This is a genomic window from Thiomicrorhabdus chilensis DSM 12352 (genome assembly GCF_000483485.1).
GTDB lineage: Bacteria > Pseudomonadota > Gammaproteobacteria > Thiomicrospirales > Thiomicrospiraceae > Thiomicrorhabdus > Thiomicrorhabdus chilensis.
On record NZ_KI519609.1, the window covers coordinates 761,283 to 786,799 of the forward strand.

Sequence of the window (25,517 nt, forward strand, 5' to 3'; positions counted from 1 at the left end):
ATTTTATAGCGCGATGTCGCCGGTTTCTTCGGTTCGGATGCGAATGGCCTGCTCAACAGGCATGACAAAGATTTTGCCATCTCCAATCTTTCCTGTACGTGCGGCAGAGCCAATGGCTTCCACAACGCTTTCGACCTTATCATCCGACACGGCGATTTCTAGACGCAGTTTTGGTAAAAATTCTATGGCGTATTCAGCACCGCGATAGATCTCTGTATGCCCTTTTTGGCGGCCAAATCCTTTTGACTCTGTTACGGTCATTCCGTGCACGTCGACTTCGTGCAAGGCTTCTCGAACATCATCGAGCTTAAAAGGTTTGATAATTGCAACAACCAGTTTCATACTAACCTCTCTGATTTAATTGATATAAATGTTTCGAGTTTCTATAAACATAATGCATGCCATATTCAAAATATATTCTTTAATATCAGTGTCATAGGGTGTTTATTTTATTTTTTAGTTCTGGTTGCTTGTTGTTTCAGAATGTTATTGTTTTTAAGTGGTGCAATGGTGGTGATAAATGGTGCAAACATGAATCGGATGGGTGAAGCAAGTGTCTAAAGTAATCAAAGCCATCGGTATTCAGTTGCTTGCTTTATTGATTCTAGCGGTAGCGGTGTATGGGTTGCAGTTCTTGGTGAAACCTCCCTATCCGTGGCTGGCAATCGCACTGATGCAGGGCGTTCTAGCGGCATTGCTTACTTGTAAGCTGGGCTTGCCTTGTTGGTGGCGATGGATCCAGTTTTTGATTCCTTTGGGTTTTTATGGCGCGTTTTCTCTGCAGGTCAGTCCATGGCTGGGTCTGGCTGCGTTTATTATCTTGTGGCTGGTTTTTTCCAATGTCAGTAAAGAACGTGTGCCTCTGTATTTAACCAATGCAACAACACGTCACGCGCTTAAGGCATTAATCAAGCGCCGTAAGGCCGTCGACTTTGTGGACTTGGGATGCGGCTTGGGTGGAAACGTTGTGTTTATGAGTCAGCTCGTCAATGTGCGTTCTTCTGTTGGAGTTGAAACCGCGCCTCTGCCTTTTGCCATAGCCAAACTGTTTACTTGGCTCAGAGGTGGCCGGGTTCAAGCTCAAAATCTATGGAATGTCGATTTGTCCGACTATGATTTGGTGTATGCGTTTCTGTCCAGCGAGCCGATGCCGAGACTGTGGCAGAAGGTGGTCGAAGAAATGCGGCCAGGTACTTTATTTGTTTCAAATAGTTTTGCAGTGCCCGGTGTTGAGCCTAGTGAGGTCTGGGAATTGTCCGATTCGAGGAAGACGCGACTCTATATTTACACCCTTTGAATTTTTTGGTCTGCGCCGATTTTAAAGTGAGCAGGCCTGGTCATAAAATTTCAGCCTGTAGTCCACGACCATGAACTTGATTAATTTGCATCAATTCTGCAAACGATTTGTGCCATAGAATGACTTTAAATGGTAGATTTAAAGGTTGAGGGAGTGTTTGCCCGTGCACCACTATAAAACCCACCCTAAGAAAACAATAGAGGAATCAGGATGAAATTCAGTTTGGAGAAGGCTGTCCAATGGAGTCGCTTTTTGGAGATGGTCGCTCGCCGTTATCCCCAGGTGTTGGAGCAGGTCAGTTGGCAGGATAAGTTGGCTGATGGTGATTTGTATCAAATGGTTTATGAGCGGATTATCAACAGCCATGATGAGACTGAACTGAAAAGACATTTACGCCAGCAGCGCAATCAGGTGATGGCCCGTATCGCCATTCGGGATTTGACCGGTTTGGCGGATTTAGAGGAGTCGATGCGTGATATTTCCGATTTGGCGGACGCCTTGGTCTCTTCGGCATTGGACTGGCATTACGGGCGGTTTTGTGAGCGTTATGGTACGCCGATTGGCTCAGAGTCCGGTCTGCCTCAAAAATTGATTGTTCTGGGGATGGGTAAGTTAGGCGGTCAAGAGCTGAATTTTTCATCGGATATCGATTTGATTTTTGTCTATCCGGAATCGGGTGAAACCCAGGGGGCGGCGCGGAGCATTTCAAACGAGCAGTTTTTTGTACGTTTAGGGCAGGCGTTGAATAAGTCGTTGGTGGAAGTGACTGAGGACGGTTTTGTTTATCGTGTCGACATGCGTTTGCGGCCTTTTGGTGATGCCGGGCCTTTAGCCGTTAATTTTGCGGCCATTGAGCATTATTATGAAATTCACGGGCGCGCTTGGGAGCGCTACGCTTTGGTGAAGGCGCGTGCTATGGCCGGTGACAAGCAGGAGGCGCAATACCTGTTCAATATATTGCGGCCGTTTGTGTATCGTCGTTACATTGATTTCAGCGCCATGGAGTCTCTGCGTGAACTCAAGCAGATGATTACGGCCGAGGTTAAAAAGAAAGGCATGCAGGCAAACATCAAGTTGGGTCCTGGTGGGATTCGAGAAATCGAGTTTATTGTGCAGGCCTTTCAGCTGGTGCATGGTGGTCGCGATCGAACCCTGCAGGGGCGGGCGTTGATGCCAATGCTGCAAACTTTGTTCTCTCTTGGGTTTATTGACAAGGAAGCGTTTGATGGGTTGATGCAGGCTTATGTGTTTTTGCGCCGCGCCGAAAACCGTCTGCAGGAATGGGCCGATCAGCAGACCCACGATTTGCCAAAAGAGACCTCTCAGCAAGAAGTTTTAGCCAGTGCGATGGGATTTGAATCCTATGATGCGTTTTTGCTTGAATTAAACCGTCATCGCGACTATGTGCAGGAACAGTTCAGTGCGGTGTTTGCCGAAGAGGAGGTCAGTGAAGAGGCGAATGAACTGTCTGCACTTTGGTTGGGTAGTTTGGACTCTGTGGAAGACTTGGATGGTTTTGAAGTGGAGGATCCCGATTCATTTTTGAGGCATTTGCAGAACTTCAAGCAAAGTCGAGCGGTGGGACACCTGAGTCGAGAGGGTGTCGAGCGTTTAAACGCCTTGATGCCTTTGCTGCTGGAGGAGTTGCTGAAACAGGGTTACGTTGAGCAAACCTTTGTACGTGTATTGAAAGTGATTGAGAGTGTGGTGCAGCGTAGCGTCTACCTGGTGCTTTTGAAAGAGAATCCGGTCGCACTCAAGCATTTAGTGTTGCTGTGTGAGGTCAGCCCTTGGTTGGCTGATATGTTGTTCAAATACCCAGCTTTAATGGATCAGTTGATTGATGAGCGTAACCTCTACGCGCCTTTGGAGCCGGCCGGGCTTAACCGCGAAATTCAACATCTTCTCCTTGAGGTTGGTGAGGATGAAGAGCGTTTTATGGAGCAGATTCGCCAATGGCGACATGCTCAGGTGTTTAAGGTGGCGGCAGCGGACATCACTGGTCATCTTCCGATTATGAAGGTGAGTGATTATCTGACCTGGATCGCTGAAGCGGTTTTGGGTGGTGTGGTTGAATTTGCGTGGCAGTTCATGCAGAGGCGCAATGGCTTGCCGGGTGGTATGACAAAAGACAATTTGCGTAACCCTTTTTTGGTGCTCGGCTACGGTAAGGTGGGCGGCATAGAGTTGGGCTACGGGTCCGATTTGGATATCGTGATGCTCTATCAGGGACTCAATCCTGGGGATTTGGCAGTTAACGAAAGAGGGCGTTCCTTGGAGAATTCCCTGTATTTTGTGCGCATGGGTCAGAAGGTCATCTCTTTGATGACAACACTCATGCCGGCGGGGGTGCTCTACGAGATCGATACGCGTTTGCGCCCCAATGGAGCCTCCGGTTTAATGGTCACCGATCTTGAGGGTTATAAAACCTATATCCTCAATAAGGCCTGGAACTGGGAGCATCAGGCATTCGTCAGGGTGCGCGCGGTAGCGGGTGATGACCAGAGTCGGCAAGCTTTCGATGCCTTTAGGCATGAGTTCTTACAAGCGTCACGCGAACGTGAGAAGGTGAAGTCCGATGTGTTGGAGATGCGCCAGAAAATGCGAGAGTCGTTGGATAAATCCAATGCAGAAGTGTTTGATTTAAAGCATGGTCGCGGCGGCATTGTTGATATTGAGTTTATGGTGCAGTATTTGGTGTTGGCGTTTTCCAGTCAATATCCGGTTTTGTCTGAATTTACCGATAATATTCGTATTCTTGAAACCGTTGAAAGTGTCGGTCTGATGAGTTCTGAAGAAGTGGGGCAGTTGATCGATTCGTATAAGGTGTATCGCTCCAAGTATCACCGGGTTGCATTACAGAATCAGAAGCCTTTGGTTGAGTCCGGCTGTTATCTGGCTGAGCGTGAAGCGGTTGAGCGGGTATGGAGTCGTGTCATGGGGTGAGGAAAAATTGAAAACAGGCAGGCCTGTTGATTTTGACTGTTTCAGACATTAACAGACTGAAGTCCGGATACAAAAAAGCCCGCATTTAGCGGGCTTTTTTTGTAATCACTGCGAATTAAGCAGAGTAGTACATGTCAAACTCAATTGGGTGAGTGGTCGCACGCATACGAGTCACTTCTTCCATTTTCAGATTGATGTATGAATCGATGGCTTCATCAGTGAATACGCCACCCGCTTTCAGGAAGTCACGGTCTTGATCCAGAGCATCCAAAGCTTCTTCCAAAGAGGCACAGACTGTTTTGTAAGTCGCTTCTTCTTCCGGAGGTAGGTCATACAAATCTTTTTCAGCAGGCGCGCCTGGATCGATTTTGTTGATGATACCGTCAAGCCCGGCCATCAAGCTCGCAGAGAAAGCTAGGTATGGGTTGGCAGTCGGATCCGGGAAACGCAACTCAACACGACGTGAACGCTCAGAAGGTGCATACGGGATACGAATCGATGCAGAACGGTTTGAACCGGAATATGCAAGTAGAATCGGTGCTTCAAAACCTGGGACCAGACGCTTGTATGAGTTGGTTCCTGGGTTGGTGAAAGCGTTCAATGCACGGGCATGCTTCATCAGGCCACCAATGTACCAAATCGCTTCCTGAGACAGGCCTGCATAAATGTCACCGGCGAAGATGTTTTTGCCGTCTTTAGATAGAGACTGGTTGATGTGCATACCAGAACCGTTATCACCTACAATTGGCTTAGGCATGAATGTTGCCGTTTTGCCCAGTGCATGACAGGTGTTATGCACCGCGTATTTTAGAACTTGAACTTCATCCGCTTTAGCGGTTAGGGTGTTCCCTGCAACGGCAAGCTCACACTGTCCGCCTGCGGCCACTTCGTGGTGGTGCGCTTCCAGTTCAAGCCCCATTTCTTCAGCCATGGCACAGATGTCGGCACGTACTTCATGAAGCTGGTCAACAGGAGGAACCGGGAAGTAACCACCTTTGACTTTAGGACGGTGACCCATGTTACCGTCGTTGTAGACTTTTTCAGTGTTCCAAGCGGCTTCATTACCGTCGATCTTAACGAAACAGCCAGACATATCCGCACCCCAGCGTACATCGTCAAAGATGAAGAATTCTGGTTCCGGGCCAAAGAAGGCTGAGTCTGCAACACCGGTAGACTTCAAGTAGGCTTCCGCTTTCTTAGAGATACCACGAGGATCTTTTTCATAAGACTCCATAGTAGAAGGCTCTACAATCATACAACGGATAATGATGGTTGGATCATTGGTGAAAGGGTCTAGATAGAAGCCATCTGTTTGCGGCATCAGCAACATGTCTGAATTATGAATTCCTTTCCAACCAGCGATAGAGGAGCCGTCGAAAGTCTCACCGTCGGTAAAGAAGTCCTCATCGACGCTTGAAGAAGGGATGGTAACGTGTTGCTCTTTACCATGCGTGTCGGTAAAGCGTAAGTCGACCCATTTAATGTCGTTCTCTTTGATTGTATCTAAAATAGCTTGTGGCATTGTATCTATGTCCTTTCTAGCATGGTTGTATTGAGAATAAACTGAGTAGATATTAGCTGGAACTGTGCCAAATTTCCAATATTTTTTATTTATAAGACAAACCATTGAAATGGCGCAATTTTTGCCATGAAAAAAAAGCGGGTTTTGGCAGTGGGTCTTGAGTTTGGGTGCTCAAATGTGGTGCTAACGTCTATTTTTGGTGCAAAATAAGTGGGATACTTCATGGTTTTGAAGGTTCATTTCTTTAGAAATTGAAATTTAATTGTCATATTTGGTCTGTATAGTACATGCTAATTCTAAATCAAGACTCCCGGTAGTTTTTATAACAGGTTAGATAAATATGAACAGTCATGCACAGAAGGTGCTGGATAAAGCACTCAAAGGTCCGGTTTTCGAAAGACGTGTCAAACGTCGAAACGCCAAAGATTCAGCCGCCAAGTATGGAATCAGTTTTGGTGGTATCGGGGTGATTTTATCCGTGCTGCTGATTATGTTTTTTTTGCTTTATGTCGTGTTGCCATTGTTTGTGCCGGCGACGGTTGAAAAGCACTCTGAATTCGATCTGCCGGGGGGCAAAACAGAAACGTCTTTGTATTACGGAATGGATGAATATCAGGAAACCGCTTTGCGTTTCACTGAGTCCGGTCAATTGTTTGGTTTTGATGTCAGTAATGGCCAGCCGATATCAAAAGAGGTTCTACCTCTGGGTGAGGCACAAATCACAAGTTTTTCCGTAGTTTCTGAAATGAACAATGTATTGGCATTTGGCTTATCAAGTGGCGGGGTTCTCATTGCAAAATATGCATATGAAGTGAGTTATCCGAACGATGTGCGCACCATTACTCCAAAGGTTCTATTTCCATTCGGTGAAGAGCCGATTAGCCTGGCCGAAACAAGCATTGAAAGATTGTCGGTCAAGCAGAATGATTCGGACTTGGTTTTAGCCTATAAACTTCAGGGCAGTGAGCGCATTGCAATCAAACAATTCGGCATAGTGGAGTCCATGTTGTCCGATAGCCTTATTTTGGAAGAGGGCTATAGCAGCGAGTTTGAAAGCAATACGGCGGTTGATTGGCTGTTGTTGGACGGCAGCATGCGAAACCTCTATGTGATTTCCAAAAACGGTGTGACCGATTATTACGATTTGAGTGATCTGGAATCTCCTCGTTTGGTTCAGCATGTGGCTATGCTGAAAAATGAGGAACGTCTGACTACGGTTCGTTTCCTGTTGGGTGATTATTCATTGATGTTGGGAACCAACCAGGGAAATGTTCTGCAGTGGTTTCCGGTAAGGGACAGTGAAAATAACTTCTCTTTGCAACACATCCGAGATTTCAAAGTCGGTGATGCCGCCATTCAAACCATTGCGATTGAAAAAGCCCGTAAAGGTTTTGTGACCACGGATACTTCCGGTGAATTCAATCTTTACCACTCAACCGCCGAACGTCACTTAAATTCTACTCAGGTGACCGACGGAATGGCCGGATTCGTAACTATGGCCAACCGTGCAAATGGGGCTTTGGTGGAGACGGAAGACGGACGTTTGGTACATTATTTAATTGAAAACCATCACCCGGATGTGTCGGTTTCCAGTTTGTGGGGCAAGGTCTGGTATGAAGGCTACTCCGAGCCGGATTATGTGTGGCAGTCTTCTTCCGCCAGTTCGGATTTTGAGCCTAAATTCTCAATGACTCCGTTAACCTTCGGAACCATCAAGGCCGCGATGTATTCAATGCTGTTTGCTGTTCCGATCGCGGTGCTGGCGGCCATCTTTACTGCTTTCTTTATGGATAAAAAAACCCGTCAGTGGATTAAGCCCTCGGTTGAATTGATTGAGGCTTTGCCTACCGTTATTCTCGGGTTCTTGGCAGGCCTGTGGCTGGCTCCGTTTATGGAGTCTAATCTGCCGGGATTCTTCTCGTTGATTATTATTATTCCATTTGGAATCGTTGCTTTTGGTTTGGCTTGGTCCAAGCTGCCGGAATCGATTCGTTTGATGTTGCCGGTTGGTCGACGAGCGGTATTGATGATTCCAGTCGTGATCTTCTTGGGTTGGTTGTCCATGCAGTTGAGCGACCCGATTGAAAACGCCTTCTTCAATGGCGACATGCGCCACTGGTTGACCTTTACCGCCGGAATCGATTTTGACCAGCGTAATGCGATGGTCATCGGGTTTGCAATGGGCTTTGCCTTGATTCCGACGATTTTCTCGGTGACGGAAGACGCCATCTATAATGTACCAAGTTATTTGGTCAACGGTTCATTGGCACTGGGTGCCAGTGGTTGGCAGACACTAGTCGGTGTGGTTTTGCCAACCGCGAGTCCGGGTATTTTCTCCGCCATCATGCTCGGTTTCGGGCGCGGTGTCGGTGAGACGATGATTGTATTAATGGCATCGGGTAACACCCCATTAATGAACATGAACTTGTTTGAGGGCATGCGCACGCTGTCGGCTAATCTGGCGGTTGAAATGCCCGAAGCGGCGGTGGACAGTTCACATTACCGTGTGTTGTTCCTGTCCGGATTGGTACTCTTTATATTCACATTTATCTTTAACACCTTGGCAGAAGTTGTTCGTCAACGTATGCGCCGCAAATACGGGTCGCTTTAGGAGTTTATGGCATGAAAGATTGGTTTAAAAAAGGCGAACATTGGATTTGGTTCAGCGCTTCGGCAGTGAGCATCAGCTTGGTGCTTGTTTTTGGTCTGTTGGCGATGATTTCCTACAAGGGTTTGATTCACTTCTGGCCGCATGAAGTCTATCACATCGAAATCCAGCACTCTGATGGCCAGAAAGAGGTTGTGGTCGGGGAGTTGCATGACTCTAAAATCAAAGAGGTGGAGGATGCTTCTGCACCCCACGGGAAAGTTGAGGTTCCGCAATACCTGATTAAAACGGGTAACCGTGATGTTTATGGCATCGATTTCAGATGGATCAGCAGCGAAGATGTCATCGGCTCGATGGATACACTTGAAAAGGACGTATTTGTCATTGAGCGTTTTGAGTACGGTAATGTATACGGTTTTATTGATTCTGTCCGGGTCGATGGCCAGGTTTTTAATGATCCGCTTAAACGCGTCGAAGTTTTGAAAACCCAGGTGGAGAAAGGAACGGACTTAAACAGTGAGATTCGCCATATCGAAAAAGTTGAAATTGGTGCCATCAACTACAAGATCGAGGGGTTGCGTTTAGAAGAGAAGAAACTGCGTGCCAATGACGAGTTCACTGCCGAAGAGGAAGCGCGCCTGAATGCGGAACGTGCAGAACTGCAAAAAGCTTTTGAAGTCTACCAGGCCCAGGTGCAGATTCTTTATAAGGATTCCCGAGCTTTGGGCGAGGTGACTTTGAATATTGCGGGTAATCATCAGTTAGTGGTGCCAATCCGTAAAATCGTACATTTTTGGCAACCGAACAACATGAGCTTGGCAGAAGATATCGGCTTTTTCTTCAATGCAGTGGGTAACTTTTTGTTGGATGACCCTCGCGAAGCCAATACCGAAGGTGGGGTTTTCCCGGCTATTATCGGTACGGTCACCATGGTGATGTTGATGGCGGTGTTTGTGACCCCGATGGGGGTCATTGCCGCAATCTACATGAGTGAGTATGCCAGAGAAGGTACGGTTTTGAGAATGGTGCGTATTTCCATCAATAACCTGGCCGGTGTCCCTTCGATTGTGTTCGGTATTTTCGGTTTAGGGTTTTTCGTCTATATCATGGGTTCGTCAATTGACGAGTTGTTTTACAGTTACGCTCTGCCGAGCCCGACTTTCGGTAGTCCTGGGTTATTGTGGGCGTCATTGACCATGGCGCTGTTGACTTTGCCGGTGGTCATCGTTTCCACCCAAGAAGGCTTGTCACGAATTCCACGTGCGCTTCGTGAAGGTGGGTTGGCATTAGGTGCAACCAAGTCCGAAACCATTATGCGTATCGTCCTGCCAATGACTATGCCGGCTATTATGACCGGTTTGATACTGGCGATTGCACGCGCGGCGGGTGAAGTTGCTCCTTTGATGTTGGTAGGGGTCGTTAAGTTGGCTCCGGAGTTGCCTTTGGATATGATTTCTCCATTTGTGCATTTAGACCGTAAGTTTATGCACCTTGGTTTCCATATCTACGATGTCGGTTTCCAAAGTCCAAACGTTGAAGCCTCCCAGCCCTTGGTGTACGCCACCTCGTTGTTGCTGGTCCTGATTATTCTTAGTTTGAATTTTGGGGCGATTATGATTCGAAACAGACTGCGTGAAAAATACAAGTCTTTAGATAATTAACTTTTAATCAATTGAAATTATAATTTTTAAAATAACTTGGTTTTCCAGCGTTGAATCGGGTTAAAAAGGATGAGTAAACATGAGTGAGAAAAATATAAGCGTTGCTTTGGATCGCGATCATCGCAGTCTTTCATTGCAAGATGAAAAGGTGGCAATGGAAGTCAAGGATTGGAACCTTTATTACGGATCAAAGCAAGCCTTGAAAGAGGTCAATATGATTGTCCCGGAACATCGGGTCACGGCATTTATCGGGCCTTCCGGTTGCGGTAAGTCAACCTTGTTGCGCTGTTTCAACCGCATGAATGACTTGATCGATATTGTCAGCGTAGAAGGTGAAATGACGTTGCATGGTGATGACATTTATGCTCGAGAGATGAATGTGGCTTCTTTGCGTCGTCGTGTTGGTATGGTGTTCCAAAAGCCGAACCCTTTTCCGAAAACCATCTATGAGAATGTCGCATACGGTTTGCGTTTACAGGGAATCAACGATAAAAGCGTATTGGATGAGACCGTTGAATGGGCGCTTAAAGGAGCCGGCCTGTGGGATGAAGCGAAAGATCGTTTGAATGAAAACGCATTGGGCATGTCAGGTGGGCAGCAGCAACGTTTGTGTATTGCGCGTGCGATTGCCATAAAACCGGAAGTCTTGTTGTTGGATGAACCGACCTCTGCTTTGGATCCGATCTCAACTTTGGCGATTGAAGAGTTGATTTTCGAGTTGAAGAAAGACTTTACCATTATGATTGTTACGCATAATATGCAGCAAGCTGCGCGTGTTTCCGATTATACTGCCTTTATGTATATGGGTGAATTGATTGAATATACGGATACGGACAGTTTGTTTACCAATCCGAGCCAGAAGCGCACGGAAGACTACATAACAGGGCGTTACGGTTAAGTTAATTCCGCATAAGGATGATGACTGAATCGTACAGTAGAGGATAAAATCATGGAAAGAACAGAATTTAAAAGCCATATTTCCGAGCAGCTAAACCGTAATTTGGAAGATTTATTCAACCAGGTTTTAGAAATGGGTGGCTTGGTTGAACGTCAACTTGAAGATGCGGTCAAGGCCGTACAAAGCGGTGACGTGAATTTGGCGAAAGAGGTGCTGCAACTTGATAAGGTGATCAATAAGGAAGAGATGGAAATCGATCGCTTGTGTGCCCGTGTATTGGCGCGACAGCAACCGACGGCTTCCGATTTGCGTCTGATCATTATCGCGATTCGCATTGCGGTGGATTTGGAGCGCATGGGCGACGAAGTGGTCAAGGCGGCGAAATTGGTTATTAAAATGGCCGACTACGATATTAACTGTTTGGATCTTCCTGGCTATACTAGTCTGATTGAAATCACCACCTGTGCCAACACCATGTTGAAAACGGTACTCAACGCCTTTGCACGTTTGGATTTATCCGACTTGATGAGTGTCATTGAAGACGAAGAGCGAATGGATGATTCTTTGAGTGCCGCTACGGACGAAGTGCTGGCCGGATTTAAGGAAAGCCATTTTGCGCCGGAATGTTTATTGGAAATGGTCTACTCCCTGCGAGCCAGTGAACGTGTCACCGATCATGCCGCCAATATTGCCGAAAGCATTATCTATCTGGTCGAAGGGCGTGACGTGCGTAATATCGACCCGGAAAGGCTGTCTGAGTTCTTATCAAACTTGGATTGATTGCAGATTTCGCAAAAAAGTGGATTTAAAAGGTTATGACAAAACAGACAATTCTGGTCATTGAAGACGAAGCCGCGATCCGCGACATGCTCAAGTTTACCTTGACCTCGGCTGAATATGATGTGCTTGAAGCACCGAACGCCGAACAGGGTTGGCAGGTTGCCAATGACAAAAATCCCGATTTGATTCTGTTGGATTGGATGTTGCCCGGTGTCAGCGGCGTGGCCTTAGCGCAACGCATTCGCCAGAATGAAAAGACCCGTACGATTCCCATTGTGATGCTCACAGCCAAAAGCGAAGAGGATGATCAGGTCCAAGGCTTTGAAGCCGGAGCGGATGATTATGTGGTCAAACCCTTCTCTCCGCGTGCCTTGGTTGCCCGAGTCAAGGCTTTGCTCCGTCGCCAGGACGTGGATTCTATGCAGGATGACAAGGTCAGTGCCGGCAAGATGCAGCTTGACCTGAGCAGTCACCGTTTCTCGGTTGATAATGCCGAGGTCAAGCTAGGACCGACCGAATTCAAACTGATTCAGTTTTTCATGTCACATCCAAACCGTGTCTATTCCAGAATGCAGTTATTGGATCATGTCTGGGGTGAAAATGTTGTGGTGGAAGAGCGCACCGTGGACGTTCATATCAGACGTTTACGCAAACTTCTGGAACCGGTAGGGGTGGCTGACTATATCCAGACCATTCGTGGTTCGGGTTACCGTTTTTCGGTGGTTGAGGAGTAATCTTGCTGTCCAGTGGAGTCTCCAGAGAACTGACCTGGATTGTCGCCACCTTGTGGGGACTGTTGTTTTTCTGCTGGTTAACCGGATGGTGGATCGAAGGGTTTATCGCTTATCTGCTGATTTATATGGGCCGTCAGCTTTGGAGCATGCGCAAATTCGAAAAGTGGATTGAGGGCGGCACCACCAGTGCTTTTCCTCCGGCTTCGGGTTTTTGGAGTGAGCTGACTTATCTGGTTTCCCGTAAACAGCGGGCTTTGGAAAAACACGCCGATTTGCAGCTGTATAAATCGGAACAATTCAAATCCGCATCCATGCTCATTCCCGATGCCATTGTCTCTTTGGACCATGAGAACCACATTGAGTGGTTCAATGCTTCTTCCCGAAAGATTTTAGAGTTGCGCAGTCAGGATGTCGGTCGAAAAATCGAAGGACTCATTCGCCAGCCTGAATTCATTCACTATCTCAAAGAATCCCAGTATCAGAATGTTTTAAGGATTCACTCTCTGCAGGGGGTGCAGCGTACCTTCAGCGTTAAAATCATCCCCTATTTTGACAGCCACAAGCTGTTAATAGTCAAAGACATCACCGATCTTTACAATCTGGCTCAGATTCGCCGCGATTTTATTGCCAATGCATCCCACGAGTTGCGCACCCCCTTGACCGTCTTAAAAGGGTATCTCGAGGCCATGATCGATACGCCGGGCCCGCACCACGATATGTGGCTGCCCGCCCTGCAAAACATGGAAAACCAGTCGGACCGCATGCAGGCGATAATTGAAGATCTGCTGACTTTGTCAAAGATGGAATCGCAGACCATCACCTCCAAAGCCAATAAGGTCGATGTTCCGCGTATGCTGGCGAATTTGAAAACTGAAGCTCAGCAGTTCAGTCAGGGCAAACACCAATTTGTTTTCGAAGTGGATGAGTCATTGACCATTCAAGGCTATGCCGAGCCCCTGAAAAGTGTGTTTATGAACCTGGTGACCAATGCGGTGCGCTATACACCGGATGGCGGGATTATCAAGGTACGTTGGTATGAGGATACCGAGGGCGTGCATTTTGAGGTGGAAGACAACGGCATCGGCATCTCCAAAGAGCATATTCCGCGTCTCACGGAACGTTTTTACCGAGTCGATACCGCCCGGTCACGTGTCACCGGAGGAACCGGGTTGGGATTGGCAATCGTCAAACATGTACTCGAAAGGCACGGTGCAACCCTTCATGTAGACAGTCTGATCGGCAGAGGGTCCACCTTCCGGTGTGATTTCCCGACAGCGATGCCTCCTGCCCAGTCAGATTGAAGTCTGAGTTTTAATCAAAGCAAAATCAGTCTTGATTGAGTTGGGCTTTATGGGGGCGTTTCAAGTGATGTTAGGGCGCTTTTCCTGTTCGTTGATATTTCTGCTGACGTTCATACATAACCTTTCCCAGAAACAAACAGGCCTGTCCAAATTGAATTCAGACAGGCCTGTTTGTTTTTGTCGTTTTGAGAAAGTGGCCGGTTAAGGCATCATCATACCGCGAATGGCAAAATAGATGATTGCCGCCAAAAGAGCCGAGGCGGGAACCGTGATTACCCAAGCGGCGACAATCTTCAGAAAGGCCGAACGTTTGACCAACTCTTTCTGGTAAACCTTATTCAAAGATTTTCGTTCCTTTTTGGAGAGTGCCACTTCCGCATCTTTCTGTTTAAGCTGCGCCAGCATTATTTTCTTGTCGGCCAATGAGGCTTTTTCAAATTTTTGGATGAACAGGTCAATTTCAGCTTGGTCCTGACCTTGATGGTGGTCGCGAATCTCCTGGATGGTTTTAGCGTAGCTGCGTTTCAGATACTCTCTTAAAAAGCCCACGCCAAAGATGCCGCCCACGGCGATATGTGTGGAGCTGACGGGTAATCCAAGCTGTGAGGCGATGATGACGGTGATGGCGGCCGCCATGGCAACCGAATAGGCACGCATCTGATCCAGCTCAGTGATTTCGCTGCCGACAGTGCGAATCAGTTTAGGGCCGAACAACAACAGACCCAAACTGATACCGATGGCACCAATGAGCATTACCCAAAGCGGAATTTCCGCTTTGGTGGAAACACCATGCGTTTGGATGGCGTCATTAATCGCGGCCAAGGGGCCGACAGCGTTGGCGACGTCATTTGCACCGTGGGCGAAACTCAACAAGGCGGCAGCAAAAATCAACGGAATGGTGAATAGGGTGTTGACGCTGTGTTTGTGGTTTTCCAGATTGTCCGCCTGGCGGGCGATCAAGGGTTTGACCAGAAGGTAGATGGCGCTGGCAAAGGCCAGTCCGACCAGTACGGCAGTTATAAAGTCGACTTTCCAGACTTTTTTCAGCCCTTTCATGATCAAGTAAGTCGAAAACGCCCATGCCATGATGGCGATCAGCAGTGGCAGCATTTTTTTGGAGGAGGCGATCATGTCGTCTTTATAGGTGATGCTGCGTTTGATCCAAAACAGGAAAAGTGCGGCGATGGTCCCGCCGATGACCGGAGAGATGATCCAGCTTGCGGCAATGGCACCCATTTTGTCCCAGTTGGCGATGCTCCAGCCTGCGGCGGCAATGCCGGCACCCAAAACCCCGCCGACAATCGAATGGGTAGTTGACACCGGAGCGCCCAGCGCCGTTGCCAGGTTAAGCCAAAGAGCGCCAGCCAGCAGAGCTGCGATCATCAACCAGATAAAGGTGTCGCTGTCGCCGATCAGAGCCGGATCGATAATGCCTTTTTTGATGGTGCTGACGACATCGCCACCGGCAATCAGCGCGCCCGATGACTCAAATATGGCCGCAAGGATAATCGCGCCGGTCAGGGTCAGGGCTTTTGAACCCACCGCCGGGCCGACGTTGTTGGCCACGTCGTTCGCCCCGATGTTAATCGCCATATAGCCACCGATCATGGCGGCGATCACCAACTCGACACTGACCACCCCGGTACCCATTTGCAGGTTGGCGGTAAAAAGCATGATGAGGATGATGAAGAGCAGGGCGGTGCCGAATCGGAACATCTCCTTACGGCTTCTTTGGGTGGCGTTTTCTATATCGTTTATATTGCGGAATTCCATAACTGAATCTCTGCTGTTTGATTGTCGCGGGCATTGTATATAATCTGCAGGCCAATATTCATCAAATTTAGCCATAATTTTAAGTGCATATAGTATGCGTTTTTATCCCGGCTGTCATGAATATGTCATATTTCCTTAAAAATACTGTTATGGTGGCTCCCTATAATTTGCCCCGTTGAACGAAATTTATTTTTGTATTTATTGGAGACTTATCTCATGATCAAACGTCAAATGCTTTTAGCGTTGGGGCTTGCCTCAGCTGTTGCTTCTCAAACTGCTTATGCCGCTGTGGATGCTGACCTTCCTACTTACCAGAAGGTTTCTGGTGTTTCTGGTAACCTGAACTCAGTTGGTTCTGATACCTTGGCTAACCTAATGACTTTGTGGGCTGAAGAGTTCAAGCGTAACTATCCTAACGTGAACATTCAGATCCAGGCAGCGGGTTCTTCTACTGCACCTCCAGCTTTGACTGAAGGGACGTCAAACGTCGGTCCTATGAGCCGTAAAATGAAGTCAAAAGAAGAAGTTGGTTTTGAAAAGAAATGGGGTTACAAGCCTACTCCGGTTGCAGTTGCAATCGATGCGCTAGCGGTTTACGTGAACAAGGACAACCCAATCAAAGGTTTGAGCATTCCTCAGGTTGATGCGATCTTCTCTTCAACTCGTAAGTGTGGTGCTAAAGCAGACATCAGCACTTGGGGTCAAGCGGGTGTTGAAGGTTCTTTAGCCGATAAGTCTATCCAGATTTATGGTCGTAACTCGGTTTCTGGTACTTACGGTTACTACAAGAAAAAAGCACTTTGTAAAGGTGACTACAAGTCTTCTGTGAATGAGCAGCCTGGTTCTGCTTCTGTGGTACAGTCTGTATCTGCTTCTATGAACGCAATCGGTTACTCTGGTATCGGTTACAAGACAGCGGGTGTTAAAGCGGTTCCTCTAACTAAGAAAGAAGGCGGTAAATTTGTTGAAGCGACCAACGAAAACGCTTTGAACGGTACTTACCCTCTATCTCGTCTACTTTACGTTTACGTAAACAAAGCACCTAACAAAGCGGTTGAGCCGGTTGTAGGTGAATTCTTCAAGCTTGTTTTGTCTAAGTCTGGTCAGCAAGTTGTTGAGAAAGACGGATATATCCCACTACCAGCTAAGGTAGCGGCTAAAGAGCTTGCAAAACTTCAGTAAGATTTGAGTTTGCTCTGATATGAAAAGCCCCGCACTGCGGGGCTTTTTTTTGGCCTGATTTTAAGCTAATAAAATGAGCAGGCCTGCCTGTTTTGGCGGGAGTTGAATTCAGATCAGCTCGATTTCCACATCGGTCAGCGGAATCACGCTACAGGTCAGGATTTCCCCGGCAGCGGCTTCATACGCCGGACTTTGAATCTCTTCGACTTCTCCGGAAATCAAACGTACCGCACAAGCGCCACAGTTCCCGCCGCGACAGCTGTAAGGCATGTCAAACCCGTTTTCATCCAAAGCTTCAAGCATTGAAAATTGCCCGTCAAATTCGCATTCACCTTGTCCAACTACATTGATTTTCGCCATTGTGTACCCCTAAGTTTGATTATTCAAAAAATTATTTTATCAATTTTATTTATAGCCCATTCGAGTAGAATATACAAAAAATTTATCAATGGTTAATAAGAGTTTATATGAAATGATGACTTGGCTTGATTTTCAACAAAAATTTCAGGTAATTCGTGACAATAAAGCTTTTGAGATGTTTGTGATTACCGTGATCATCTTCTCGTCGTTGATGATCGGCATCCGCACTTATAATTTGCATCCCTTCGCCGAAAGCGCTTTGGTGTTTTTGGATTATGCGGTGACGCTGTTCTTTTTGATTGAGATTATTATCCGTATGGCGGCCGAGCCGAGAGTACGGGATTTCTTCAAAAAAGGTTGGAATATTTTTGATTTTGTAATCGTCGTCGTCAGTTTGATTCCATTGGATGATTCCGAATACGCCCTGATTGCACGTATGTTGCGTCTGTTCCGTGTCATGCGTTTGATCTCATTTATTCCAGAATTGCGAGTGTTGGTCAGTGCGTTAATTTCCGCTATGCCGCGAATGGGGTATGTGGCACTGCTGATGTTTATTATCTTTTACCTTTATGCGGTCATCGGAAACCTGATGTTTTCGCAGATTAATCCGCAGTTGTGGGGTGATTTGGGCTTGGCGTTGCTGACGCTTTTCCGAGTGGCCACTTTTGAAGACTGGACGGACGTCATGTATGAAACCATGACGGTCTATGGTCTCAGTTGGATTTATTACATCACCTTTATTTTCTTCTCCGCCTTTGTGTTCCTGAATATGATGATCGGGATCGTGGTGGAAGTGCTGGATGAAGAGCACAAGAAAATGGAAGCTGAAAATCTGTCTGAAGAGTTGGCGGAAGAGCAGTCCGCTCAAGCCAGTTATGAAAGTCGCATCGAATCTGAAATTGCCGATTTGCATGCTAAGTTAGATCTGCTGATTGCTCAAAAACAGAAATAGCTTATAGGTTCTGAGTTCACAGGCCTGGTGAAATCAAACAAAAAAGCCCGCTGGAGAACACTCTGCGGGCTAAGTTAATTGATTCAACTTTAAGGAAAAGATCCCTATTTAATTGAAGCTAGGGCCACTTTCCATTAGGCGTTCATTATCGCTCTTGTTGGTTGTTTTCAATAAAGGCTTCAATCTCAGCGCGATAAGGGTCACACTCTTCCGTTGCCAGAATTTCTTCAGCCGCAAAAGAGTAATCGGTTGAGGTATCGCCTAATCCAAAGAAGTCATTACTTACGGCATTCGCATGCGCTTTGGTTGCTTCGAAAGAACAGGCATTGTCTGAATCCTTATGCACTTCTACGATACGCTCATCATTGATTGTCACGCTGACCTCATAGTTGTGGTTCGATGCAAAATAGGCTTCCATCAGGAAGAGTTTATCCCATGCTCGTGGCGTTGCCCCTTGGTGGGTCTTTGAAGCCATAAAGTCGATATGGCGTTTCATATTGGTGGCCTGTTCATCCGTGTTGGCTTGAATGAACCAGGTGACTTTGTAGTTTTCTTCATCAAAAATCGGTGCAGGATGTTCACTGCTTTCTGGATGATAATATTCGGCATGGTTTTCTGTCACATAAGGGATGTACGACCCGTCTTGGTTTTCGACGTTTCCACTTTCTGAGCGATAGCCGTCTTGCCAGTTTTCTACGCTTTCTGCAAAATGGCTTTCCGCCTCTTCTGTTGAGACATCCAGTTCGCCATCGGCGTCACTGTCAATTTTGCTGGTTAAGGTGTTGTCATACGCAAGTAAGTCGGTTTCTGATAACGGTGTTTCCTGCAGATTTAACGGTACCGCTTGATCTAATTTTGCACGCACTGTCTCGCTGATTTTAATTCCGTTGGCTGGGTTTTTATCTTCATCCATGGATTGCATTAGGCGCAACATTAATCGAGATGGTGCGCTTAATCCTCTCTCCAGAGTGACTTGGCGCAGTTCTGAAGAAGTGTAAGAATCCTCTTCTGTTAAATCCACTGGTGTTACCAAACCGTCTTCACCTACTGAGGTAGAGCCTAAAACAAGTTGACCGATACGAAATTCCACGCGGTCTCCTGATTGATAGTTGAATTGACCGTGTTCATTGGTCACGCCGCTTTCACCTGATGAGGTTTGGTATTCAACACCTTCCACGGCCGCATCAATAAAAGACCCCGTTAGTACGGTCGATTCACTTGCCTCGTTTACCTCGCTTGACGCATTGTCAGTGCTTTCTGTGCTGGATCCACCGCAGCCTGATAATAAAAGAGCTGACATTAATACTGATAGCGGAAGGGTTTTATTGTTATTAAATTTTTTCATTTTTTTATCCTGCTTTTCACTTAATGGTAATTTTTTCCATTTGGTCCGGGTGCAGTTTAAGGCTAAAAATACAAACTGTCAAAATTTTTATAAAATTAATTTTATGCAGGGCTAATTTATTTTATGGCTGGGTTTAAACGTCATTAATCAGCAGCCTTTGTGGGGTGGCTAGTTACGAAATGAACAGGCCTGATTTCTTTTTTCAGTGTTTTCCGCTTGAAAAGTCGGCCAGTAAACAAGTGGAGGTTCAGATTCATAAAGAGGTGCGCCGCTGCAAAAACATGAATCCTTAATCCCTTTGCGTAATCTGAACAGTAATCAAGATGAATCGCGCGATTCCATGGCGTGCCCCCATGGTCGGAGATCGGTGATTGTGAAATAGTTAAATCGAAACAGACATTTCAAGCCTCGACTAGGTAAAGCTCTCAAGCAGGCTTAAAAAAGATGGTGTGTCTGGGAATTGGCAGTAAAAACCCGGTTTAAAAGTCTTTAAAAAACGTTAATAATTTCATTGGGTTAAGGTGGCTTAACCAAACCTTAATAAACCAAGTCCTTGATTTTTGTAATTATTTTGGTTATACTTCTTCGCAATATTAATAACCCCAAAGGTTAGTTTTATCTTTTTTTCAGTTGTATTTAATACACTGTCATTTGCGTTTAGGCGCTGTTTTCTTTCAGACCAACGTCGGTCGAGTCTAATCCAAAGGACCAGTCCTGAGGAATCAATCGTATGGCATAAAATTGAGCGCCTTGCTCAAGGCTGCTTCGCTGTTTTGCGTTTTGCCATCACTTCTGTTGTGTCCCGAGTGATACACACTCTTTCGCGGTTGCGATTGGTCGAACTTTTCATCTTTAAACAAAATAGGCAAATACATGGAATCTGATATGAATGATTCGAAGGATTCACTTATCTTCCGCAAACCGTCATTAGAAGATGGGCTGGCGATTTACGAGTTGATTAAAAACTCGCCGCCACTGGATGTGAACTCCTCTTACCTCTATTTTTTACAGGCCTCCCATTTTGCGGATACCTGCATTGTGGTTGAGAGCCAGCAAAAGATTGTCGGGTTTGTGTCCGCTTATTACCGACCTGATCAGCCAGATTCCTTGTTTGTTTGGCAGGTTGCGGTGGACGAGTCGATGCGAGGCGTCGGGCTGGCGAAAAGAATGTTAATGGCTTTGGTTGAAAACCAGAAGGGCCACGCAACGCTAAAAGAGCTGTGTTGCACCATTAGCCCGTCCAACAAAGCCTCGCAAGGGTTGTTTAAATCCTTTAGCAAACAATATGGACTGAGCTTAACGGTTGCCCCTTTTATTACGGAGGCTCATTTTGGCGAACAAGCGCATGAAGCGGAAGAGCTGTACGTATTAAAATCAGATAAACAAGAAAACTTAACTAATTTAATCTTTTAAGGAAAATAAAGATGGCATTACAAACATTTAATAAATATGAATCCGAAGTTCGTGGTTATATCCGATCTTTCCCGGTGATTTTCGAAAGAGCCAAGATGGCTGAAATCTGGGATGAAAGCGGAAAGCGTTATATTGACTTTTTCGCGGGTGCGGGTGCCTTGAACTACGGCCACAACAACCCGGACATTAATGCGGCTCTAATCGAATACCTGCAGCATGACGGAATTGGTCACGCTTTGGATATGGGAACGGTTGCGAAGAAAGAGTTTATTGAGAACTTCGTTCACAACATTCTTGAACCTAGAGATTTGGAATACAAATTGCAGTTTGTGGGACCGACAGGTACCAATGCGATTGAAACCGCTTTGAAAATTGCCCGTAAGGTGAAAGGGCGTAAACAGGTGATGTCCTTCACTAACGGCTTCCACGGGATGTCCATGGGGTCGCTGAGTATCACCGGTAACAGCTATTATCATGATGAAAGTTATGGTGTTCCTGGTTATACCACCCAGGTGCCTTTCCATAAATACCTTGGGGACAAGGTCGATACCATTGCCTATCTTCGTAAGATTTTGGAAGATGCCTCAAGTGGAACGGAATTGCCAGCAGCGATCGTCTTGGAGACCATCCAGGCAGAAGGTGGGATTAACGTTTCCGGCGAACAGTGGTTGAGAGACTTGCGTCAAATCTGTGATGACTTTGATATTTTGATGATCGCCGATGAGATTCAGGTCGGTAACGGACGTTCATCAGACTTCTTCAGTTTTGAAAGAGCGGGCATCCAGCCTGACATCATCACCTTGTCGAAATCGATCGGTGCGGGTCAGCCGATGGCGATGGTGCTGTTGAAACCTGAATTGGACCAATGGAGCCCGGGTGAGCACTCAGGTACTTTCCGTGGAAACAACTTGGCGTTTGTTTCTTCAAGTGTTGCTTTGAAAAAGTACTGGTCGGATGACAGCTTTTCTAAAGAAGTGAAGCAGAAATCTAATCTGGTGCAGGCAAGAATGGAGAAGCTGGCATTACGTTTCCCGCAATATGTTCGTGAAATTCGTGGTCACGGTATGATTTGGGGTGCGGAATTTAAAGATCCGGACATGACCTCTAAAGTGTGTGCTCAAGCCTTTGAAGATGGTTTGGTGATTGAAACAGCCGGTGCCGGCGGTGAAGTGATTAAATTCTTGGGGCCATTGGTGATTACCGAAGAATTAATCAACGAAGGTTTTGATATTTTGGAAGGCGCGGTCGAGAAAGTCGGTAAAAAGCAATAAACACTTAGGAGACGAAAATGATTGTTAAAAACTTATATGACGATGTAATCGGAACCGATGCCGATGTAGACAGCGCACAATGGAACAGTCGCCGTCTGCTGTTGGCGAGTGACGGAATGGGCTTTTCATTGCACGACACTTTAATCAAGGCTGGAGAGGACTTGCACCTTTGGTATAAAAACCATTTGGAAGCGGTCTACTGCATTGAAGGCGAAGGTGAGATTGTCGAGAAAAAAGATGGCACCGTTCACCCGATTCGAGAAGGAACTGTGTACGCCTTGAATGAACACGACCAGCACATTCTGCGTGCCAATAAAGGTGTGCAGATGCGTATGGTCTGCGTGTTCAATCCGCCGGTCACCGGCCGTGAAGTGCACGATGAAGACGGTTCTTACAAGTTGCCCGAATAAACTGGCTTAATCAACTTGAGAAAAAATAAGGCGCTTAGGTTTAGTCGCCAATCCCCAGCAGACCTGGTGACAGGCCTGCTGATTTTGCAAAAGCGCCTGACAAAACTAGTCCAAATAAAAAATAAAAGGAACCATGTCTAATTTAACTGTTGAAAAAATTGGTGGTACTTCAATGAGTAACTACCAAGCGGTACGAGACAATATCATTCTCTATCCGGAAGACCCTTACCACAGAATTTTCGTGGTGTCGGCTTATGGCGGCATCACCGATGATCTTCTAGAGCATAAAAAAACCGGCCAGCCTGGCGTTTATGGATTGTTTGCCAATGATGATGTGGATGATGATTGGCGCATCGCTTTGGATCAGCTCAGTCTTAAACTCAATAAGATCAATGCCGGTCTGTTCGCCGATGATGGTTTACGCACCATGGCCAATCAGTTCATTGATGAGCGCATCGCTGAAACCAAACAGCTTTTGAATCACCTTCAGGACCTGTGTAGCCATGGCCACTTTTCATTGGAAAGCCACCTGTTGACGGTGCGTGAGCTGCTGGCTAGCTTGGGTGAAGCCCACAGTGCCTGGAACCTGGCGCATTTGCTGCAGACCGAAGGGGTCAATGCCCGTTTTGTGGATCTGACCGGTTGGCAGGCGAATGAAACCTTGCCTTTGGATGAGATGATTCAGAAATATCTGGGGCATATTGATTTCAGCCAGGAGCTGCCGATTGTGACCGGTTATGCGCATTGTACGGAAAATCTGATGCACACCTTTGACCGGGGCTACAGTGAGATGACCTTCAGCCGAATTGCGGTCATGACGAATTCTGCTGAAGCGGTGATTCACAAGGAGTACCATTTGAGTAGCGCTGACCCGCGTCTGGTGGGGGAAGACAATGTGGTGCCGATTGGTAAGACCAATTACGATATTGCCGACCAGCTTGCCAATCTGGGCATGGAAGCGATTCATCCGCGTGCAGCCAAAGGCTTGCGTCAGGCGCAAATTCCATTGCGTATCAAGAATACCTTTGAACCGGATCATCACGGTACTCTGATTACTGATGATTATGTGTCGGAAGCGCCGCAGGTCGAGATTATCGCCGGCATGAAAAACCTGATCGCCTTAGAGGTGTTTGACCAGGACATGCTCGGTCAGCAAGCGACCTATGAACGGGCTTTGCTGGATATTATCCAACGTCTTAAATGCCAGGTGGTGACCAAGGATTTCAATGCCAATACCATCACACTGTATGTCAACGCCAGTCTCAAGAAGGTCAAACAGATGACCTCCCAAATTGAGACCGCTTTAAACGGTGCAACCATTAGCACGCGTAAGGTGTCCCTAGTGTCGGCGATGGGAAGTGATATGGCGATTCAAGGCCTGTTGTCCAAAGCGGTGACCACTTTGTATGAAAAGGGCATCAATGTTGAAGCGCTGCATCAGAATACCCGTCAGGTGGAGATGCAATTCATGGTCAACGAAAGTGATTTTGAAACCGCTGTGCAGGCGATGCACGCCAGACTTATTGAGGTTCATGATCACGGAATAGCCATATGCGAACACTGATTCTAGTCTGTTTTTGTATGCTGTTTTCGAGTGTCGCCAATGCAGCGGAAAGGCACGATAAAGAGACTCATGATATCGAAACCCTGCAAGAGCCGATGTATAACCCGTTTATCGAGCGTTATGTAATCGACGAGCTCAAACAGCTGCGGGTGGACATGAATGATCTTCAGGTTAATTTGACCAAGGAAGTCGTCAACCGTGAACTGGAAGCCACCACCTTGGCGGTGCGTTACGCCACAGATACGGTGACCTATTTCTTTTATTTGATTGCCGGGGTGAGTTCTATTTTGGTGTTGGTCGGTTGGAACTCAATCCGCGACATCAAGGAAAAAGTTCATAATGTGGCCGATACCAAGGTCAACGAAGTGATTCTGGAATACGAAAAGCGTCTGGAGCATTTGGAAGATGAATTGAATCGTAAGTCTCGCGGGATCACCAGTGCGCAGAAGCGCATTGCTCAGCATCAGGATATCCACAGTCTGTGGCTTAAAGCCGGACAGGAATCCGTGTTGAGCAATCGCATCGCGATTTACGATCAGATTCTGGAGCTGGATCCTGAGAATACCGAAGCCATGACCTACAAAGCCGATATTGCGCTTGAAATGGATGAGCCTCAGTGGGCGATTAACTTGTGTAATCAGGCCTTGAATATCGATGCCGAGAACAAGCACGCCTTTTATCAATTGGCCGGTGCCTATGCCTCCTTAGGGAAGCCGGGCGAGGCGATCGACAACCTCAGAAAGGCGCTGGAAGATTCTGAAGGCTATAAAGATCAGGTGAAAAATGATCCGGTGTTCAATTCTTTGCACGATAATGAACATTTTATCGAGTTGATCAATGATGCGCCGCAGGCTGGGTGAGTCATCTTTTCATCTTGATTGAGTCTTCGCATCCGCTCAGTTTGTCGAACTTATAAAAAAGCCGCCGGCGAAATTATTTCGCCAGCGGCTTTTTTCGTTAAAGGCGGAAGGTGATTTACCAGACCAGCAGTTTATAACCTTCTTCCTGAAGTTCCATTAAGGCCGCTGCTCCCACTTCTGCGTATTCGGCAAACGGACGCATGTCGGAGTGTGACCAATGGATGGTATTCATGGTATTGCCGCAGGCAACCCAGCGAACCTTATAATCTTTGGCAAAGCTCTCAATCCGTGCGTAAGTCAATTCCTCAACCTCACGTTTGGGCTCTTTAGCCAAAGCGTGCAGCCCTGGGCCAATGGCCACCACCGCAATGTCGACATTGTCGCCATAGCGTTTGATCATCGCCTGGATTGAGTTCAAAATACTGTGTTGATAGGCTGGATCCGCCTTGTTCCACATATAGACCGCTTTGTGCTCAGCTGGGTCTCCTGGAAAGCGGTCGCTGGGTGGGTCTTGCAGTTCGATAACAGGTTTAAGCTGAAAGGTATTTTGAGCTTCAGCCGCCATAGTGATGCCGCTGAGAGAGGCCAGTCCAAGCAGACAGGCACCGATAAAAAGTCGCATTTTAAACTCCTAAAAACG

21 protein-coding genes are annotated in these 25,517 nt (G+C 46.8%); 15 read left to right on the forward strand and 6 right to left on the reverse strand.

Translation table 11 applies throughout. From position 1 onward, the window contains the following. Nucleotides 1-3: 3 nt before the first annotated feature. Nucleotides 4-342 (reverse strand): P-II family nitrogen regulator, encoded by a 339-nt coding sequence (locus B076_RS0103615; RefSeq protein WP_028486102.1) that lies wholly within the window; start codon nt 340-342, stop codon nt 4-6. 211 nt (nt 343-553) lie between these two features. On the opposite strand from B076_RS0103615, the gene B076_RS0103620 reads away from it, so the two are divergent. Together B076_RS0103620 and glnE are read left to right on the forward strand one after the other, a co-directional pair. Next, nucleotides 554-1,297: a methyltransferase domain-containing protein gene (locus tag B076_RS0103620; RefSeq protein ID WP_245566309.1), complete on the forward strand. Its 744-nt coding sequence runs from the start codon at nt 554-556 to the stop codon at nt 1,295-1,297. A 210-nt stretch (nt 1,298-1,507) separates the two neighbouring features. Next, a complete protein-coding gene (gene glnE, locus B076_RS0103625) occupies nt 1,508-4,243 on the forward strand; it encodes a bifunctional [glutamate--ammonia ligase]-adenylyl-L-tyrosine phosphorylase/[glutamate--ammonia-ligase] adenylyltransferase (RefSeq protein ID WP_038150388.1) in 2,736 nt (911 codons plus the stop codon). Between the two features lie 115 nt (nt 4,244-4,358). Here glnE and glnA read toward each other — a convergent pair whose 3' ends face one another. Next, complete coding sequence (gene glnA / locus B076_RS0103630; RefSeq protein ID WP_028486105.1) at nt 4,359-5,765, reverse strand: type I glutamate--ammonia ligase; 1,407 nt, start codon at nt 5,763-5,765, stop codon at nt 4,359-4,361. A 340-nt stretch (nt 5,766-6,105) separates the two neighbouring features. On the opposite strand from glnA, the gene B076_RS0103635 reads away from it, so the two are divergent. The 6 genes from B076_RS0103635 (at nt 6,106) to phoR (ending at nt 13,747) form a co-directional block, all read left to right on the forward strand. After that, nucleotides 6,106-8,376 (forward strand): ABC transporter permease subunit, encoded by a 2,271-nt coding sequence (locus B076_RS0103635; protein WP_028486106.1) that lies wholly within the window; start codon nt 6,106-6,108, stop codon nt 8,374-8,376. Between the two features lie 11 nt (nt 8,377-8,387). Next, nucleotides 8,388-10,034 carry a phosphate ABC transporter permease PstA gene (pstA, locus tag B076_RS0103640; protein WP_028486107.1) on the forward strand — a complete coding sequence of 549 codons (1,647 nt, stop codon included), beginning with the start codon at nt 8,388-8,390 and terminating at the stop codon, nt 10,032-10,034. Nucleotides 10,035-10,113: 79 nt separating this feature from the next. After that, on the forward strand, nt 10,114-10,932 hold the full coding sequence (gene pstB / locus B076_RS0103645; RefSeq protein ID WP_028486108.1) for a phosphate ABC transporter ATP-binding protein PstB: 819 nt from the start codon (nt 10,114-10,116) through the stop codon (nt 10,930-10,932). 51 nt (nt 10,933-10,983) lie between these two features. Further along, nucleotides 10,984-11,712, forward strand: a complete 729-nt coding sequence (gene phoU, locus B076_RS0103650; RefSeq protein ID WP_028486109.1) for a phosphate signaling complex protein PhoU — start codon at nt 10,984-10,986, stop codon at nt 11,710-11,712. Between the two features lie 35 nt (nt 11,713-11,747). Further along, complete coding sequence (gene phoB, locus B076_RS0103655; protein WP_028486110.1) at nt 11,748-12,446, forward strand: phosphate regulon transcriptional regulator PhoB; 699 nt, start codon at nt 11,748-11,750, stop codon at nt 12,444-12,446. Between the two features lie 2 nt (nt 12,447-12,448). Then, a complete protein-coding gene (phoR, locus tag B076_RS0103660) occupies nt 12,449-13,747 on the forward strand; it encodes a phosphate regulon sensor histidine kinase PhoR (RefSeq protein ID WP_028486111.1) in 1,299 nt (432 codons plus the stop codon). A 201-nt stretch (nt 13,748-13,948) separates the two neighbouring features. Here phoR and B076_RS0103665 read toward each other — a convergent pair whose 3' ends face one another. Continuing rightward, on the reverse strand, nt 13,949-15,520 hold the full coding sequence (locus B076_RS0103665; protein ID WP_028486112.1) for an inorganic phosphate transporter: 1,572 nt from the start codon (nt 15,518-15,520) through the stop codon (nt 13,949-13,951). A gap of 216 nt (nt 15,521-15,736) precedes the next feature. On the opposite strand from B076_RS0103665, the gene B076_RS0103670 reads away from it, so the two are divergent. Continuing rightward, nucleotides 15,737-16,702: a PstS family phosphate ABC transporter substrate-binding protein gene (locus tag B076_RS0103670; protein ID WP_051347154.1), complete on the forward strand. Its 966-nt coding sequence runs from the start codon at nt 15,737-15,739 to the stop codon at nt 16,700-16,702. A gap of 108 nt (nt 16,703-16,810) precedes the next feature. Here B076_RS0103670 and B076_RS0103675 read toward each other — a convergent pair whose 3' ends face one another. Beyond that, nucleotides 16,811-17,062 carry a 2Fe-2S iron-sulfur cluster-binding protein gene (locus B076_RS0103675; RefSeq protein WP_028486114.1) on the reverse strand — a complete coding sequence of 84 codons (252 nt, stop codon included), beginning with the start codon at nt 17,060-17,062 and terminating at the stop codon, nt 16,811-16,813. Between the two features lie 112 nt (nt 17,063-17,174). On the opposite strand from B076_RS0103675, the gene B076_RS0103680 reads away from it, so the two are divergent. Further along, nucleotides 17,175-18,014: an ion transporter gene (locus tag B076_RS0103680; protein ID WP_322785316.1), complete on the forward strand. Its 840-nt coding sequence runs from the start codon at nt 17,175-17,177 to the stop codon at nt 18,012-18,014. A 145-nt stretch (nt 18,015-18,159) separates the two neighbouring features. On the opposite strand, the gene B076_RS0103685 is transcribed toward B076_RS0103680, so the two are convergent. Then, nucleotides 18,160-19,359 carry a hypothetical protein gene (locus B076_RS0103685; protein WP_028486116.1) on the reverse strand — a complete coding sequence of 400 codons (1,200 nt, stop codon included), beginning with the start codon at nt 19,357-19,359 and terminating at the stop codon, nt 18,160-18,162. Nucleotides 19,360-20,244: 885 nt separating this feature from the next. Between B076_RS0103685 and ectA the strand changes: the two genes are divergently transcribed. The 5 genes from ectA to B076_RS0103720 all read left to right on the forward strand — a co-directional run bounded on the left by ectA (nt 20,245) and on the right by B076_RS0103720 (nt 24,877). Further along, nucleotides 20,245-20,772, forward strand: a complete 528-nt coding sequence (gene ectA, locus B076_RS0103700; RefSeq protein ID WP_051347349.1) for a diaminobutyrate acetyltransferase — start codon at nt 20,245-20,247, stop codon at nt 20,770-20,772. 11 nt (nt 20,773-20,783) lie between these two features. After that, nucleotides 20,784-22,043 carry a diaminobutyrate--2-oxoglutarate transaminase gene (gene ectB, locus B076_RS0103705; RefSeq protein WP_028486118.1) on the forward strand — a complete coding sequence of 420 codons (1,260 nt, stop codon included), beginning with the start codon at nt 20,784-20,786 and terminating at the stop codon, nt 22,041-22,043. Nucleotides 22,044-22,060: 17 nt separating this feature from the next. Then, nucleotides 22,061-22,453 (forward strand): ectoine synthase, encoded by a 393-nt coding sequence (locus B076_RS0103710; protein WP_028486119.1) that lies wholly within the window; start codon nt 22,061-22,063, stop codon nt 22,451-22,453. Between the two features lie 133 nt (nt 22,454-22,586). Next, complete coding sequence (locus tag B076_RS0103715) at nt 22,587-24,017, forward strand: aspartate kinase (protein WP_028486120.1); 1,431 nt, start codon at nt 22,587-22,589, stop codon at nt 24,015-24,017. Next, on the forward strand, nt 24,005-24,877 hold the full coding sequence (locus tag B076_RS0103720) for a tetratricopeptide repeat protein (RefSeq protein WP_028486121.1): 873 nt from the start codon (nt 24,005-24,007) through the stop codon (nt 24,875-24,877). Before B076_RS0103715 ends, B076_RS0103720 begins: the two co-directional genes overlap by 13 nt. A 115-nt stretch (nt 24,878-24,992) precedes the next feature. Here the strand turns inward: B076_RS0103720 and B076_RS0103725 are convergent, their stop codons facing one another. After that, nucleotides 24,993-25,499: a DsrE family protein gene (locus B076_RS0103725; protein WP_028486122.1), complete on the reverse strand. Its 507-nt coding sequence runs from the start codon at nt 25,497-25,499 to the stop codon at nt 24,993-24,995. Nucleotides 25,500-25,517: the final 18 nt, after the last annotated feature.